The sequence below is a fragment of the Miniphocaeibacter massiliensis genome (assembly GCF_900232905.1).
Taxonomy (GTDB): Bacteria; Bacillota; Clostridia; order Tissierellales; family Peptoniphilaceae; genus Miniphocaeibacter; species Miniphocaeibacter massiliensis.
The window spans coordinates 452,525-469,532 of sequence record NZ_OCTQ01000001.1; the positions used below are offsets into that span (position 1 = coordinate 452,525).

General features: G+C 27.6%; 18 protein-coding genes. 2 read left to right on the forward strand and 16 right to left on the reverse strand.

Annotated elements, in window-relative coordinates:
- Positions 1-3: 3 nt before the first annotated feature.
- The 14 genes from CS899_RS02280 to CS899_RS02345 form a co-directional block, all read right to left on the reverse strand.
- A complete protein-coding gene (locus CS899_RS02280) occupies positions 4-360 on the reverse strand; it encodes a DUF1292 domain-containing protein (RefSeq protein WP_099203341.1) in 357 nt (118 codons plus the stop codon).
- Between the two features lie 72 nt (positions 361-432).
- Entirely contained in the window at positions 433-1,179 is a 747-nt protein-coding gene (locus CS899_RS02285; protein ID WP_099203342.1) for a peptidylprolyl isomerase, read from the reverse strand.
- Positions 1,180-1,189: 10 nt separating this feature from the next.
- Positions 1,190-2,032, reverse strand: coding sequence for a CvfB family protein (locus tag CS899_RS02290; RefSeq protein WP_099203343.1), 843 nt, complete (start codon positions 2,030-2,032; stop codon positions 1,190-1,192).
- A 69-nt stretch (positions 2,033-2,101) separates the two neighbouring features.
- On the reverse strand, positions 2,102-2,974 hold the full coding sequence (gene sdaAA, locus CS899_RS02295) for an L-serine ammonia-lyase, iron-sulfur-dependent, subunit alpha (protein WP_099203344.1): 873 nt from the start codon (positions 2,972-2,974) through the stop codon (positions 2,102-2,104).
- 1 nt (position 2,975) lies between these two features.
- Positions 2,976-3,641, reverse strand: a complete 666-nt coding sequence (gene sdaAB / locus CS899_RS02300; protein WP_099203345.1) for an L-serine ammonia-lyase, iron-sulfur-dependent subunit beta — start codon at positions 3,639-3,641, stop codon at positions 2,976-2,978.
- A gap of 12 nt (positions 3,642-3,653) precedes the next feature.
- Positions 3,654-4,925 carry a dicarboxylate/amino acid:cation symporter gene (locus CS899_RS02305; protein WP_099203346.1) on the reverse strand — a complete coding sequence of 424 codons (1,272 nt, stop codon included), beginning with the start codon at positions 4,923-4,925 and terminating at the stop codon, positions 3,654-3,656.
- 69 nt (positions 4,926-4,994) lie between these two features.
- Entirely contained in the window at positions 4,995-5,579 is a 585-nt protein-coding gene (locus tag CS899_RS02310; RefSeq protein ID WP_099203347.1) for an HDIG domain-containing metalloprotein, read from the reverse strand.
- Positions 5,580-5,644: 65 nt separating this feature from the next.
- Complete coding sequence (locus tag CS899_RS02315; RefSeq protein WP_164995821.1) at positions 5,645-6,487, reverse strand: YitT family protein; 843 nt, start codon at positions 6,485-6,487, stop codon at positions 5,645-5,647.
- A gap of 70 nt (positions 6,488-6,557) precedes the next feature.
- Positions 6,558-7,319 carry a 4,5-DOPA-extradiol-dioxygenase gene (ygiD, locus tag CS899_RS02320; protein WP_099203349.1) on the reverse strand — a complete coding sequence of 254 codons (762 nt, stop codon included), beginning with the start codon at positions 7,317-7,319 and terminating at the stop codon, positions 6,558-6,560.
- A gap of 55 nt (positions 7,320-7,374) precedes the next feature.
- Complete coding sequence (locus CS899_RS02325; RefSeq protein ID WP_099203350.1) at positions 7,375-7,716, reverse strand: type II toxin-antitoxin system PemK/MazF family toxin; 342 nt, start codon at positions 7,714-7,716, stop codon at positions 7,375-7,377.
- Between the two features lie 80 nt (positions 7,717-7,796).
- On the reverse strand, positions 7,797-8,975 hold the full coding sequence (gene alr, locus CS899_RS02330) for an alanine racemase (protein ID WP_099203351.1): 1,179 nt from the start codon (positions 8,973-8,975) through the stop codon (positions 7,797-7,799).
- On the reverse strand, positions 8,975-10,189 hold the full coding sequence (locus CS899_RS02335) for an NAD(P)H-hydrate dehydratase (protein WP_099203352.1): 1,215 nt from the start codon (positions 10,187-10,189) through the stop codon (positions 8,975-8,977). Before CS899_RS02335 ends, alr begins: the two co-directional genes overlap by 1 nt.
- A gap of 4 nt (positions 10,190-10,193) precedes the next feature.
- The gene (locus CS899_RS02340; protein WP_099203353.1) at positions 10,194-11,564 is read right to left on the reverse strand and encodes a GTP pyrophosphokinase; all 1,371 of its coding nucleotides are present in this window, start codon (positions 11,562-11,564) and stop codon (positions 10,194-10,196) included.
- Positions 11,565-11,571: 7 nt separating this feature from the next.
- A complete protein-coding gene (locus tag CS899_RS02345; RefSeq protein WP_164995822.1) occupies positions 11,572-12,000 on the reverse strand; it encodes a DUF1893 domain-containing protein in 429 nt (142 codons plus the stop codon).
- 93 nt (positions 12,001-12,093) lie between these two features.
- Between CS899_RS02345 and CS899_RS02350 the strand changes: the two genes are divergently transcribed.
- Entirely contained in the window at positions 12,094-12,615 is a 522-nt protein-coding gene (locus tag CS899_RS02350; RefSeq protein ID WP_099203355.1) for an inorganic diphosphatase, read from the forward strand.
- A 12-nt stretch (positions 12,616-12,627) separates the two neighbouring features.
- Here the strand turns inward: CS899_RS02350 and pdxR are convergent, their stop codons facing one another.
- Positions 12,628-14,010 (reverse strand): MocR-like pyridoxine biosynthesis transcription factor PdxR, encoded by a 1,383-nt coding sequence (pdxR, locus tag CS899_RS02355; RefSeq protein WP_099203356.1) that lies wholly within the window; start codon positions 14,008-14,010, stop codon positions 12,628-12,630.
- A 112-nt stretch (positions 14,011-14,122) separates the two neighbouring features.
- On the opposite strand from pdxR, the gene pdxS reads away from it, so the two are divergent.
- Positions 14,123-14,992 carry a pyridoxal 5'-phosphate synthase lyase subunit PdxS gene (gene pdxS / locus CS899_RS02360; RefSeq protein WP_099203357.1) on the forward strand — a complete coding sequence of 290 codons (870 nt, stop codon included), beginning with the start codon at positions 14,123-14,125 and terminating at the stop codon, positions 14,990-14,992.
- Positions 14,993-15,088: 96 nt separating this feature from the next.
- Here pdxS and abc-f read toward each other — a convergent pair whose 3' ends face one another.
- Complete coding sequence (abc-f, locus tag CS899_RS02365) at positions 15,089-16,984, reverse strand: ribosomal protection-like ABC-F family protein (protein WP_099203358.1); 1,896 nt, start codon at positions 16,982-16,984, stop codon at positions 15,089-15,091.
- Positions 16,985-17,008: the final 24 nt, after the last annotated feature.

Sequence of the window (17,008 nt, forward strand, 5' to 3'; positions counted from 1 at the left end):
TTTTTATTCTTCATCTTCATTTACAAATGTTTCATAAAATATATTTGACACATTTTCAAATTCTTCATCTGATTCTATACTATCAAGTGAAAAAGCTTCTTCATCTTCTTCATCTGCAATATATCTATATAGCAATACTTGTTCATCTTCTAATGTTATTAATGCTATATAATCTCTTTCTTGTTCTGGTACTTCAAATACACCTAATATTCCACACTCTAATTCCGAATCATCATCTAAAGTTAATTTTATTGTATCTATTTCTCCTTCATGATCATGTCCACATCCACACTCATTTTCATGATTATTATTGTGGTCATGATTTTCTCCACATCCACAACCGTGTTCATTATTACTCATTTTCCCCTCCTATTTTAAGAACTTACACTATTAATTAATACTTCAAATATATAAAAGTATTATTTGAACATTTTAATAGAATTTTTCTACTTTGTATTCTTTACTTAAATCTTTAGCTTTATTTATATATATTTCTTGTTGTTTTAAACCACTTAATTGTCTTGCTACTTCATTTTTAACTTCTTCTAATGGAGCTACTCCTTCTTCTTCTTTATCAGTTACTTTTATTAAATGATATCCAAATTGTGTTTTTATAGGTCCCACTAATTCGCCAATTTCTGATGCAAAAGCTGCTTCTTCAAATTCTGGAACCATTTGTCCTTTAGCAAATTGACCTAAATCTCCACCTTTTTCTTTTGAAGGACAAGTTGAATACTCAAAAGCTGCCTTATCAAAATCTTTTCCAGATTCTATTTCAGTCTTTATTTCATTTGCTTTATCTTCTTCTTCAACTAATATATGAGATGCTTTGATCATTTCTGGTTTTTTAAAATACTCTTTATGTGATTCATAATATTCATTTATATCTTCATCTGAAATATTAACATCTTTTAATAATTCTGTAACTGCAAATTGTTTTAATGCACTTTCTTTTATTCTTTCAACTTCTTTTAAATAATCTTCATTTTTATCTAAACCTGTTTCCAAAGCATTTAAATAAAATAATTCTTGATTTACAAGTTCATCAGCAATTTTATTCATTCCTTCAGGAGTTCTAAATTGTGCACCTTGAGCTCCCATCATATTAATAAAGCTTTCTACTTCTTCTTTTGTAATGCTTCTACCATTTACTTTTGCTAAAATATTATTTTCTGACATATTATCTCTCCTATTTTTTTATTTTTATTCCATTTTTATAAAATTCTATTTTTTTATGCTTTAAAAGTCTTCCTACGGCCTTTTTAAAGCTCGATTTAGTCATCAATAAAGCATCCATTATCTCTCCAGGACTAGATTTATCATTTAGCTCTAAAAAACCATCATTTTCTTTTAGCATACTCAAAATTGTATTGCTATCATTATCTATTTCTAAATGACCTCTATTTTTCATTGTCAAATTAATTCTGCCATCAGATTTTATAGATGCTATTCGAGCATGTACATCTTCTCCAACAGCTATAATACCTCTTATATGTTCTTTCGGTATCAAAGCTTCATATTTTTCATCTATTGCTACAAATGCTCCTATTTCGTCTACAATATTGTAAACTATACCATCTACCCAATCATTTTCAGAATATTTAGAATCTGTTCTTAAATAATCTCTAATTTTCATTGTAGAACTTAGCCTATCAGACTTGTCTATATAAAGAGCTACTAAATATTTACGCCCTTTTTCAAGTTTAATAGTTTGTTCTTTAAATGGCATAAATAAATCTTTCTCTAAGCCCCAATCTAAAAAAGCGCCAATATTTGTTATATCTTTAACTTCCAAATAGGCAATTTTGCCTAATGTAATCTTAGGTTCTCTTTTAGTTGCAATTAGCCTATTTTCATGATCCTTATATATAAAAACTTTAAGTATATTTCCAACTTCATCTGCTTCATTTAATTCCGTACCTGGCAATAATATCAAATCATCTTTTTTACCACTTCCAGGAAGGCCTAAGAAAGCACCTGCATTTCTTATTCTAATTATTTCAAGTTCTTGAAACTCTCCTAATTCGTACATTATGTCACCTCCCACATCAATATATTATATCATAGATAACAAATAAAAAACCTCCTAATTTATAGGAAGCTAATTATTATAAAATTCTTCTTTTATTTTTTTACCTGTTTCTGTTGCTGCTAAACCACCTAATGAAGTTTCTCTTAAAGTGTAACTCATAGATTTACCAACATCTCCCATAGCTTGTACAACTTCATCAAAAGGTACTAACGACTTAATTCCAGACATAGCTAAATCTGCAGAAAGAATTGCATTAATAACTCCTGATGCGTTTCTAAATGTACAAGGATATTCTACAAGTCCCGCTATAGGATCGCAAACAAGTCCCAGTATATTTATTAATGTTATAGAAGCAGCATGTAAAGATTGCTCTAAAGTTCCTCCCTTTAGATATACAAGAGCTGCTGAAGCCATTGCTGACGCTGCTCCACACTCTGCTTGACATCCCCCTTCTGCTCCAGCAAAAGTAGCATATCTACCTACTATTCCACCAACTCCAACAGCTGTTAATAAAGCATTTATCATTTCTTCGTCTGTTACTTCATTTTCATATTTATATCTAAATATAGCTGCTGGTATTATTCCAGAAGATCCTGCCGTAGGAGCTGCTACAATTTTACCCATGGAAGAGCTGAATTCAAGAGTAGAAAAAGCCATTGCCATTGCCTTTACATTATTCTTCCCAAGTAATGTATTTCCATTATCAGCGTAGTCGTTTGCCATTTTTGCAAATCCATCTATCATCCCTAAACTTGTAACACTTTTTTCCTTTAAAAATTTGTTGGCTGATTTCTCCATTACATTTAGCATTTCTAATAGTGTAGACTTTATTTCCTGTATTGTTCTTCCACTTTCTTCCATTTCGTCATTTAATACAATATCAGCTATTGTCATATTATTTTCTTTGCAAAATTCTGTTAATTCTTTGGCCTTATATATCATATTAAAATCCTTTCACTAAATGTTTAACAAAGTTAACATTCTTGTTTTCTAATAATTCTTTAACAACTTTATCATCAATATTTTTATCTAATTCTATTACAATTACAGAGTCTTCTTCTTCTTTAGTAGTTTTCATGCTCTCTATATTGTATCCATTATCGCTTAATAATGTTGAAATAAATGAAATAATTCCTCTTATATCCTTATATCTAACAATTAAAAGTGGAAATTCATTTGTAAATTTAATTTTTATTCCATTCATTTCTATTATTTCAATATTTCCACCACCAATAGACGATCCTATTACTGTATTTATTTTTCCACTTGGATAATACATTTCTATCTTTACAGTATTTGGATGAACATTTCCTAAGTCTATTTTTTCAAAAGAATATTCCAATTCATTTTCTCTTGCAATTTCAAATGAGTCTTTAAGTCTTTCATCATCTGGATACATACCAAGAGCCCCTGCTAATAAAGCTTTATCTGTTCCATGCCCTCTATATGTTTCTGCAAAAGAACCATGTAAATAAAACTTGATTTTATTAAAATCTGCTCCAGAAATAATTCTAGCTGTTTTAGATATTCTACAAGCTCCTGCTGTATGTGAACTTGAAGGACCTATCATTATAGGTCCTAAAATATCAAATAAATTATATTCGTTCATAATCCTCCTAATTTATCCTTCTAATTCTTCCTTAGTTTTCTCCCTTTTTACTATATACTTATAATAAAATTTGTCAACAGCTACAGCTATTGCATTATCTCCTGAGATATTTGCCGCTGTTCCAAAGCTATCTTGTGTCGTATATAAAGATATTAATAAAGTAGCCATTGTTCCAGTCTTATCAATTCCTACCAAAGGTAAAAATGGTAGTGCACTCATTACTGCTCCACCTGGTGCTCCTGGCGCTGCAACCATAGCAATTCCCAAAACAGCTATAAATGGAGCCATTTTCATAAACCCATTTTCCATGCCATACATTGCAAGTATAGTATAAGTACATGCTGTAATAGTAATCATTGATCCTGGCATATGCACTGTCGCTCCCAATGGAATAACAAATTCTCTTATATCTTTACTTACTCCATCTTCTCTAGCACACTCTAAATTTACTGGAATAGTTGCTGCTGAAGATTGAGTACCTACTGCTGTAATATATCCTTTTACTTGATTTTTTATTAATTTTAGTGGATTTTTGTTAGTATAGCTTCCTGATATTATAAACATTACCGAAACATATAGTAGATGTAATGCCAATACACATAAAAATATTTTCCAAAATATTCCAAGTATGTGGAACACAGATCCTGAAAATGCCATATTTGCAAAATTCCCAAAAATATAAAAAGGTAAAATAGGAACTACTGCTTTAGATAAAATATTAGTTATAATTTCGTTGAATTCTGTTATTAAGCCATAGCTATAGTCCCCTTTTCCTCTGTTTTTTAACCAGGATATTGATAATCCTAAAACAAATGCAAATACTAATGCACTTGTAACTTCGAAAAATGGTTCCAATGGTATTGTGAATATAGGATTTAATGACTTATCTGCTGCTCCCTTTATTTTTTCAACCGCATCTTGTGTTATAAAGTTAGAAAATATTGAATTACTCATTAACCAAGATAAAGAACCTCCTGTAAGTGTAGATAAATAAGATATTCCTACTGTTATTCCCAGTAATTTACCTGCACCTTCTCTCAAATCAGCTATTCCCTTTGTAACAAATGCCAATATCATTAAAGGAATAATAAATCCAAGCCAAGAACTAAAAAATGATGAAAATGTAACTGCAATTTTTACTATCATCTCTGGAGCTTTTTTTATTACTCCTGGTAAGTTTGTTCCAGATACTAATTCTTGTAAAAACTTACCAAATAAAATACCTAATATAATTGCAATAATTAATTTTGGTATTAACCCTAATTTAAATTTTTTCTTCTCCATGCCTCTCTCCTTTTATTTATGTCTAATAATAATGCTAGAGCATAGATATTATACCCTATTTTGTATTTATTAAATGTGATCTACTATAACATTATATTCCTCATTTATAATTTTTTCCTTTTCTTTTAAAGCGTTCAAAGTTTTATCTAATAATATGTCTATTTCAATTTCTAACATATCTGCTCCATTTTTTATCGTTTCTCTTGAACAACCTTTTGCAAAACTTTTATCCTTAAATTTCTTTTTAATACTTTTAAGATTCATATCTTGATATGATTTTGATGGTCTCATTAAAGAAGCAGCATTTATTATACCAGTAAGTTCATCTACAGAATACAAAATTTTTTCCATATATTTCTTAGGTTCTACATTGCTACAAATTTGATACCCATGACTAATTACACTATTTATAAATTCATTATCATAATCATTACTTCTTAAAATTTCTACAGCTTTCACACAATGTTCTTCAGGATACTTTTCAAAATCTATATCGTGTAGTAATCCAACTATCCCCCAATATTCAATATCTTCATTTATCTCTTTTGCAAAATACTCCATAACTCTTCCAACTGTAATTCCGTGTAATATATGAAAATCTTCTTCATTGTATTCTCTTAATAAATTTATTGCTTTTTTTCTATTTAAATCCATAATTTCACCCTTAAAATAAAAAAGATAGTACTTCACCCTGGGTTTATACCATCTTTAATGCTATATTAATCATCATAATCATATGTAAATCCTTCGCCAACAACTTCATTTACATAATTCATTGTCACAAATGCCTTAGAATCTACTTTATTTATATAACTTCTTATATTAAAATATTCTTTTCTCGAAACTACTGTGTTTATAATTTTTTTCTCTTCTTTAGAATAACCTCCCTCAGCTGTATAAACAGTTGTTCCTCTTACCATAGTATTAATTATATATTTATTTACTAAATCATACTCTTTTGTAATTATCATCATATTAATTCTAGTGTTTAATCCAGAAATTGCCCAATCGATTACCAAGGTATTTAATCCCAAAGCAACCAAAGCATATAAACCAACTTCTATATTTATAGCATACATACCAAAAACAACTACAAATGCATCAACTATTAATATACTTTTGCTCATTTCTATATGTGAATATTTATTTACTATGCTTGCTATTATCTCTGTTCCACCAGTTGTAGCATCTTGCATTAAAACAATCGCAATCCCTATCCCTGAAATTAGTATGCCTATTATTAAACTCAATAATATATTCTCTGTTAGTGGATTTTGCAAGGGAAATACATTTTCAAAGAAAGTTATTCCATTTGACACCACTAAAGATGAATATAATGTATAACCAACATATTCTTTTCCTAAAAACATATAGGAAATTATAAATAATATCACATTTAGTACTGTCATTACATAACCTATTTGTAATTTTGGATATAAGTTTTGTACTGCAATCGCAAATCCACTTAACCCTCCCATAGGAATTTTATAATCTACTATAAAAAAGTATATCCCTGCTGAAACTAGTATGGAACCAAATGTTACCAATATTATTTTTTTCATGTTATTTTTTAGTAAGTTTATTATTTTTTTCATGTTTTTATTATAACATAATCTTACATTTCGAGATGGTTTATTTGAATAAATATGATGTCATTGACAATGAACCTAATACACAACTTTCATTAAAAATTTCAATATTATCATTATCATAAGATGCTCCTAAAATATATATTAATGGTAGAAAATGCTCTAATGTAAAAAACGCTTTTTTATAAGACTCTCCAGAATTTTTATAATTTATTACATCTTTAAAGTTTCTATTTAATATATTGATTTTTATATAATTATCAAAATCATATGCCCAATCATACCCAGAAATATTAGGATTCAACAGCCTTAAATTGTGTACTACATTGCCACTTCCAAATATTAAATATCCTTCATCTCTAAATTTCCTTAATTTTCGTCCTATCTCATAATGCTTTTCTATAGAATAGCTTCCATTTAAACTTATTTGTACGACTGGAATTTCCGCTTTTGGGAAAATTTTACAAAGAACAGCCCATGTTCCATGATCTATTCCCCAAGAATTATCTACTTTTATTTTTTCTTCTAATGTTTCAATTAATCTTAAAGCTAGTTTTTCGCTTCCCTTTACTGGATATTTGAAATTATATAATTCTTCGGGAAAGCCATACATATCATATATTTGTACTGGATTTTCTAAATTATTTGTAAATATATCATCTGTATACCAATGGGCAGATATACTTATAACTCCTTTTGGTTTTGGTATTTCTCTTCCTATTTCTTCCCATTTTTTAGTATATTCATTTTCTTCTATTGCATTCATTGGACTTCCATGACCAACAAATAATACTGGCATTTTCATATTTTCTCCTCTTAAATTAAATAACAAAAGAGAGAAAGATGAAACTTTCTCTCTTTTACAGCCCCAATGATGTTTTTAACGCTTCATCAATTTTAAGTATAGTTTTGTCGTCAAAGACACCTATTTTTTCTCTCAACCTTTTTTTATCTATAGTCCGTACTTGTTCCAATAAAATTACTGAATTTTTTGGTAAACCATATGTATCTGCTGATATTCCAACATGAGTAGGTAATTTAGCTTTATGTAGCTGAGAAGTTATTGCTGCAATAATAATGGTGGGGCTATACTTGTTTCCAACATCATTTTGAATTACAACTACAGGTCTAACTCCACCTTGCTCTGATCCAACGACAGGACTAAGGTCAGCGAAAAAAATATCCCCTCTTTTTATCTTCATATTCGCCCCTACTTCTCATGTATTTATAAAAAATACATTATGCACTTCTTATTATATACAGACTTATCTATTTTCGTCAATTACCATGTTCTAAGATAGTCAACTATTTTATATATTTTGTCATTTTTAAAATATATTCTTGGTATTCTCATTGTAATACCACAAGTTAAATCATAAACTATTGTATTTGCCAAACTTGCAACTTTATATATTGGTAAAGAACCATATTCATCTTCCCCATATAATAATACAGAGTTTCCTATTTCTACATCTTCAATATCTGTAACATCTACCATTGTTTGATCCATGCAAACTTTTCCAATTATCTTGGCTTTTTTACCTTTTATTTTGACATATCCTTTGTTTGATAACTGTATAGGATATCCATCTGCATAACCTATTGCAATAGAAGCTATTTTTGTTTTTTTATTTGTTATAAAGGTTCTATTGTAACCAATACTTTCCCCTATTCCATATTCTTTAACACTTGATACTGTTGTAAATAATGAAGCTATTCCTTTTAAATTGACATTTTCTGATAATTTAACAATTTCTGAAGGATAATATCCATACAAACCAATTCCACATCTAATCATATCTAAATAGTAACCATGCACTATTGCACCAGCATCATTGCTAATATGTTTTACTGGTATACTTATTTTTTCCTTATTCAAATAAATTAAAAAATCCATGAATTTTTCATATTGTTTTTTTGTATATGAAAAATCGGCACTATCAGCATCAGAAAAATGTGAATATATTCCCTTTATTCTTATATTAGATAATCTATCTATCTTTTTTATTTCAGAAATTGTATTTTCAAGATTATCCTCATCTATTAGATACCCTAACCTTCCCATACCAGTATCTATTTTTATATGGACATCTACTACTGCATTTAATTCTTTAGCAGCATCATTTAATTTTTCACATTGATTATAACTATATGCTGTTATTTCTATTCTATTTTGTATAACTGCCCTAAAAAGTTCATCTTTTATATACCCTAAAACTAATATAGGTAAATATATATCATGATTCCTTAATTCGACAGCTTCATTCATATTTGCAACACATAAATAATCTAAACCTATTTTTTCTAATTCTCTCGATATAGTTATTGACCCTAATCCATATCCATTTGCTTTAACTACTGCACTTAACATTGCAGGATAACAAATTTTCTTCAATTCTTTATAATTATGTGCTAGAGCATTTAAGTCTATTTTTAAATAACTTTGATATTCTTTAACCATTAATTCTCCTTCATCAATTTCATTGCAGAAGGTATATTTTCAATAATATCTCTTGCTATAATTCCGTCTTCACCTTTTATACTACAAGCGATATCTCCTGAAAGTCCATGTACATAAACAGCAAGCTTTGCTGCCTCTATTAATTCATAATCTTGAGCTATTAATGCGGTTATTATACCTGTCAATACATCTCCACTACCTGCTGTTGCCATTCCAGGATTTCCAGTTTTATTTATATATATTATATTACCATCTGTTACTATTGTATTTTTTCCTTTTAATATTAAAATTATACCGTATTTTTTTGCAAATTCAATAGAAATTTCTTCTCTATTGGCATGTATATGATTAATATCCATGTCAGTCATTCTAGACATTTCCATTTCGTGTGGTGTAAATATTATATTTTTGTTTCTAGGAATCTTACCTAAATTTTTAGATAACATATTTAGTCCATCAGCATCTATAACAAAATTTTTATTATAATTTTCTAAATAAAATTTTATAACTTCAAATGAGTAACCATCTCCCATTCCTGGACCTATACCAAAAGCATCTATCTTATTAAACTTATCTTTATAATTTTCTAAGTTATTATAATTTATCGGCCATACTATATTCTCTAAAGACTTTATTTGCATTATTGTCTCTATTTCTTCTGGAACTACTGTGTAAACTAATCCTGCACCTGTTCTAAGAGCTGCTAAAGATGCTAAATAAATGGATCCACACATTCCTCGAGAACCACCTACAAATGCAACTTTCCCATAATCCCCCTTATGCGAGTCACTTCTTCTTTTTTTTAATAATTTACTAATGTCTTCATCAATATCAAAAAATAAATTATGATTTTTTTCATTTACAACTGCTAAAGTATATTCCCCATCATGTGATATTGAAATATCTGGATTATTTGAATAAAGAATCTTCCATTTTTCCTTAGCTTTTCTATATAGAAATACTTCTGGCTTTCCATCTTTGTTATTTAACACTTCAATATCTTTGAATGCAACTTCGCCAATGCCTGTTCCTAAAGCCTTTGAAATAGCTTCCTTTGCTGAAAATCTTCCAGCTATAATTTCTAGTTTTCTTTTTCCATTTTTTGAGTTTATTAATTCTATTTCCTTATTTGTGAAAATTCTATTGTATAATTTATAATCGTCTATATACTTTTCTAAACGTTTTGTTTTTGTAATATCTATTCCTATAGCCATCTAATCACTCTTTTTCATTTCTATTTATATATTGATATTGTTTTTTTAATACTTCAGTAAAATCCTCCATATCAATATCCATCATATCCTCTGGTCTAGATATAGGTTCAACAAATTCCTCTATATTTATTTGTAACTTTCTCATATCATCAATATTGAAAAAATTAATATCCAATTCTTTGCAATAAAAATCAAATATCGCATTTAATAAATTATATTTTAATTCATGAATATCTTTCTTACTTAAATTAATATTTTCCACACCTTTTTCAACCCTAAAGCTTACTGTATGAACTATAAAATCTATAAAATTCATAAATACTTCATTGTCTTCTTTTTTTGATATGTCCATTATTATTTTTACACATATATTCCATTTAAAATCTTTATTTATTGCTTTTTTTACAGCATCTCCCAATTTTTTATTAAGATTATTTCTATAACTTAAGTTTTCTAATTCTATACTTTCACCAAAGCTCATTTTTCTTCTATTTAATTGGTTAACTATATCAAAAAGCTGAATTATTTGACTATCTATAACTGTATCATCAATAATTCCATATTCTACAAATAAAAAATCTACAGCAAGATTTGATATTAATCTAAGATCTATTAATAACCCTGTTTCATTTTTTAACTTTAATATATAAATATCATGTACTAACTTTGATAATATTGATTTTAACTGTGTCTTTGTACTATTTCTATCTAAATCTTCTATATTTTTTAGTCTTTGATAAATAGTTCTTAATTGATTATCAACCATTTCTAAATTACTTTTTATTGAATACATAATATCTCTAATAAAATCTTCTGTAATCATATAATTAAAATTTTTGTAAAGTATCCTATGATCTATCTCCCCCCAAAATACATTTACCATAGATTTTATTTGTAATTCAAAAAGTAATTCTCTATCACCTTCTATATACTTTCCATCTATTTTGTATATTTCAAAGCCATTTTTCTGTAATTGTGGTTGATTTTGATATAAATTTAAATATATATTGTCATTGTATTCAGTTTTAAAAAATCCACTTGAACCTCCTACTGAAAATTCTCTTTTTATATTTTCAAAAATTATTCTTTCATCATCAATGAATCTACACTCAATTCTAACTCCAACAATGTCATTAAACTCAACTAATACATCCTCTGGTTTACTACACTTTACGAAATAATTTTGCCTTAACATCTTTTCTTTTAAACTGCTATCACTTTTTATACGATAATTAATATTTAAAAAACGGTCATCCTCTTTTAATAAGTCATAAAAAAAACTATTACATTCATTGGCAACCTTTTCTACAAACTTATCTTTTGAATGTATATATTCAACTGCTGATTCAATGAACTGAAACATATCTGTCTTCATATCTCACCTATATTTGTTTAGTATTTTTTAAAAATTCAAAAAGTTCATTATAAAAATCTTTAAAATTATCATTTCTTAAACTTATTTTTTCTACTGGACATAGATCATTCCCTGTCCTATTTAAAATTTTTTTAACTTTTCTTCCATATTTTATATTTATTCTATACTTATTCAATAGTTCCAATGCACCTTCTGATACAATTGGTACAAATAGCTCTTCTATATCTATATTTTTATTTATAAGCAGCTTAGCTGCTCCACTTCCTATAAATTTATCCGCAATAGAAACGATTCCACTTATGCTTGAATTATAAAAATCATACATTGGAACTATTCCACTTTTATCACTTTTAAATATTATATTATTGTCTTTTACAACCACTATTTTATATTTTCCTTCTAATAATTTATCTTTTGCTAAATCTATATTTTCCATAATTACCTCATAATACATTTTAACATATCATTCTTAAATTGTAGTATAATAATCTAGTAATAAGTATTTACATATTATGGAGGTCAAAATTAAATGACAGAAAATTTCAAAAGAAACCCTGCTATTGTTGATGCAATAATAGAAATACCTACTGGAAGTAGTAACAAATATGAATATGATCATGAAAAAAAGGTAATAAAATTAGATAGATGCCTGTTTTCACCTATGTACTATCCAGCAGATTATGGCTTTGTAGATGAAACTTTATCTGAGGATGGTGATCCTATAGACATATTAGTATTAATGAAAAATCCAACTTTCCCTGGATGTCTAATTGAAGCCAGAATAATTGGAATGTTTGAAATGGCCGATGACAAAGGAAAAGACGAAAAACTAATAGCTGTACCAATACATGATCCTAGATATGATGAAGTTTACTCTTTAGGTGATTTAAGCAGTCACACAGAAAGAGAATTTGAACACTTTTTTAAAGAATACAAAACTTTAGAAAATAAAAAAGTTGAAATTGGTGGATGGTATAATGTAAATGATGCCATTATTGCCCTTGAAAAAGCAAGAGAAAATTATAGAAAAAATAAAAAAAAGGATGATTAGTTCATCTTTTTTTTATTTCCAAGCTTTTTTTAATTTTTCTATACATATTTCTATATCTTTATGTTTTATATGTGATAATCCTAAAAGTACAAATTTATTATTCTCATTAGTTTGATTCCAATTATTTTCAGGACCATATACAATAACCCCTTCATTTCTAGCTCTCCTTACTAATTCTTCCAAAGAAATATCTTTAATAATTTCTATTAAGATCCATAATCCTGCCCCTGAAGTATGTATTTTTATTGTATCTTTCATACTTTTAAGACCTCGCACAAAAGCACTGTGGTTTTTCTTGAAAGAAGAACATAGTCTTCTTATATGTCTCTTATAATCACCACTCTCTATAAATCTAGCTACTGTGTATTGATCTAACAAAGAAACTCTACAGCCATAACTTTCTTTTTTATTTCTATATTTTTCTAATAAATTTTTTGGTATTACAAAGTAACCCATTCTTATAGCTGTTGATATTGACTTTGAAAATGTCCCTAAATATATTACTCTTCCAGCATTATCTATGGATTGCAAAGATGGTATTGGCTTATTGTAGTATGTGAATTCACTATCATAATCATCTTCTATAATATAAACTTCATTTTCATTTGCCCAATTTAAAAGTTCATAACGTCTTTTTATAGACATTACTATTCCTGTCGGAAATTGATGTGATGGCGTAGTGTAAATAGCCTTTACTTTATTATTTTCTATCTCGTGAATTTTTATTCCATCATTATCTATTGGTATCCTTTTTATATTTACTTTTTCTTCTAAAACTGAATAAGCACTATGATAACAAGGATCTTCTATATAAATCAAATCATTTTTGTCAAAAATTAAATCACTTATTAATTCTAAAGAATGTTGTAACCCATTAGTTATTACTATTTGCTCACTATCACATTCAACACCTCTAGTTTCATAAATATGATTTTTTATTTGCCCTCTTAAAAATTCACTACCTTTAAAGTCCCTCTCTTTAAATATGATATCATAATTATTTATAGCTTCTATTGAATATTTTTTCCATTTAACTGATGGGAAAATATTATTTGAAAAGTGTAAATCAAATAATATTTTATCTTTAAATTTATTATTCCTATTTTTAAATTTATCTTCTTTTTTTATTTCTTTCTTTAATTTATAGTTTTCTAATTTTGGTATTTCTAATACTATAAACCCCTTACCTTTTTCGGATTCTATATAACCTTCTGCTTCAAGTTGATTATATGAAGAATTTACAGTATTTCTACTGACTCCTAATTCTTCTGCCAAGGTTCTACTTCCCTTTAATTTTGTTCCAGATGAAAGTTTTCCTTCTAAAATATCCTTTAATATTTGATTATATATCTGTAAATAAATATGTTCTTTTAAAGATTTATCAATATATATCATTTCTCCTCCTACTGGTACTATTAATTTTATTTTTCTGGCTCTTGTTATAGTATCAGTTATAAATTACCATATATTTACGAAATAAACAAAATATTTAATAAAGGAGCTTTATATGTTTACTAAAAAAGAAAATTTAGAAAAAATTAACAAATTAATAGGTGGAGTAATTATGGATGTTACTACTCCTGAGCAGGCAGAAATAGCTGAAAGAGCTGGAGCATGTGCTGTTATGGCTTTAGAAAAAATCCCTGCTGATATACGTGTAGAGGGTGGTGTTGCTCGTATGAGTGATCCTAAATTGATAAAAGATATTCAAGATTCTGTTAATATTCCTGTTATGGCAAAAGTTAGAATAGGACATTTTGTTGAGGCAGAAATTTTAGATAGTTTAAATATTGATTGTATCGATGAAAGTGAAGTTTTATCACCTGCTGATGATTTAAATCATATTAACAAACGAAAATTTAATTCTCCCTTTGTATGTGGTGCAAGAAATTTAGGAGAGGCCTTAAGAAGAATTTTAGAAGGTGCTGCTATGATTCGTACAAAAGGTGAAGCAGGTACTGGAGATATTGTTCAAGCTGTTACTCATATGAGAACTATTAATAAAGAAATTAAAATTATATCTTCTTTAAATGAAGATGAATTATATACTGAATCTAAAAATTTGCAAGTTCCTTATGAATTACTTAAGTATGTTCACGATAATAATAGTCTTCCTGTTGTTAATTTTTCTGCTGGCGGTGTTGCAACCCCTGCTGATGCAGCTTTAATGATGAGATTAGGTGCCCAAGGTGTTTTTGTAGGATCTGGAATTTTCAAGTCTGGTGATGCTATTAAAAGAGCAAAAGCTATAGTAGAAGCTGTTAAAAATTATAATGATTCAAATTTATTAGCCGAGCTTTCCGAAGATTTAGGTGAAGCTATGGTTGGAATAAATTCTTTTGAGCTAGACTTGAAAATGGCAGAAAGAGGTATATAACTGTAATTATATTTAACTTTTCTTTCTCAAAAAATAAAAAGGTACACAGCATAGTAATTCTGTGTACCTTTTTATTTTTAAAGTAATTTAATATAATTATTCCTGTAATTCCAGCCATTTATCGTAAAGCTCCTCTTTTTCTTTTTCCTTGTTTTCTATATCTTTAAATAACTTTACCATTTTTTCATTATCATCATATATAGTAGGATCTGAAGCTATACTATTTAAATATTCTAACTCTTTTTCTACTTTTTCTATTTCTTTTTCTAGTTCATTTATTTGTTTTTTTATTTTAGATTTTAATTTTTCTAGTTCTCTTTGCTTTTTCTTATCTTTTGCAAGTTGAGTTTTTGATATTTCAAATATTTCTTTTTCATCTTTAGATTCATTAATTTTTTGTAAATAATAATCATAATTTCCTAAATAAGTTACAGTTCCATTCTTATTTAAAACAATAATTTTATCTAAAACTTTATTTAGAAAATATCTGTCATGGGATATGATAAAACAAGTCCCATTATAATCTGTTAATGCATTTTCTAAAACTTCTTTTGAATCTATATCTAAATGATTTGTAGGCTCATCCATTAGTAAAAAATTAGTTGATGATAACATTAATTTTAGTAAAGATACTCTTGCTTTCTCTCCACCACTAAGTTCTGATATTTCTTTAAATATATCATCTCCAACAAATAAAAATCTTGCTAAATAATTTCTAATATCATAATGTGTTAATTTAGGATACTCATTCCATATTTCATCTAAAATAGTATTATTTTCATCTAAATTTTGTTGTTCTTGGTCATAATATCCAACTTTTACTTGACTTCCTAAGCGAATACTCCCCTCATTAGCACCAACTTTTCCTAATATCATCTTAAATAACGTTGTTTTCCCAATTCCATTTGGACCAATTAGCCCTACTTTTTCACCTTTGTAAATATCTATATTTACATTTTCAAATAATAAACTATCATCGAACTTTTTAGATAAGTTATCTATTTGTAAAACATCTTTTCCACTTTCTACAGAAGGATTGAATTTCAACGAAAACTTTCCTGAAACACTAGCTGGTTCTTCTAATACTTGCATTTTTTCAAGTAATTTTTTTCTAGACTGTGATTGCTTTATTAACCTTGCACTTCCATAGTTTGAAAATCTTTCTATTATTTCCTGTTGTCTTTTTATTTCTTTTTGTTGATTTTCGTATGCAGCCATACGCATTTTTAAATCTTTTTCTCTTTGAATAGTATACTTTGAATAACCACAATTATAAGTTTCGATTTTTTTATTTTCTAATAATAATATTTTGTTTGCAATTTTGTCCAAAAAATATCTATCGTGAGATATTATTAACACCGCTCCATTATAATCTCTCAAAAATCCCTGTAAAAATTCAATAGCATCTAAATCTAAATGATTTGTTGGTTCATCTAAAAATAGTATATCTGGCCGTGATAATAAAAGTTTTGCCAACTGTACTCTAGATTTTTGCCCACCAGAAAAATATTTTATATGCATATTAAATTCATCTTCCTTAAAGCCTAAACCTTTAAGCATACCATGTATTCTGGAATTATATTCATAGCCATCTAACTCATTAAATTTATCCTGTAACTTCTGATATTTTTCTAATACCTCACTTAGTTCTTCTCCTGCAATTCTAGACATTTGGAGTTCTAATTCTCGAATCTCTTTCTCTAATTTTAAGACCTTAGAAAAAACTTTTAAACATTCATTAAATAACGTTTCTTCTAAATTAAGATCTGTAGTTTGTTTCAAATATCCAATTTTTAAATCTTTTTGTTTGTAAATTTCACCTGAATCAATGGATAATTCTTCATTCAATATGTCTAATAAAGTAGTCTTTCCTGCTCCATTTACTCCTATTAATCCTATTTTATCTCCTGTTTGAATATTAAAAGTTACATCCTTTAATATTTCTTCTGTAACATATGCTTTTGTTACTCCATTTGCTCCTATTAATATCATTCTTTACACCTTAAATAAAAAAGA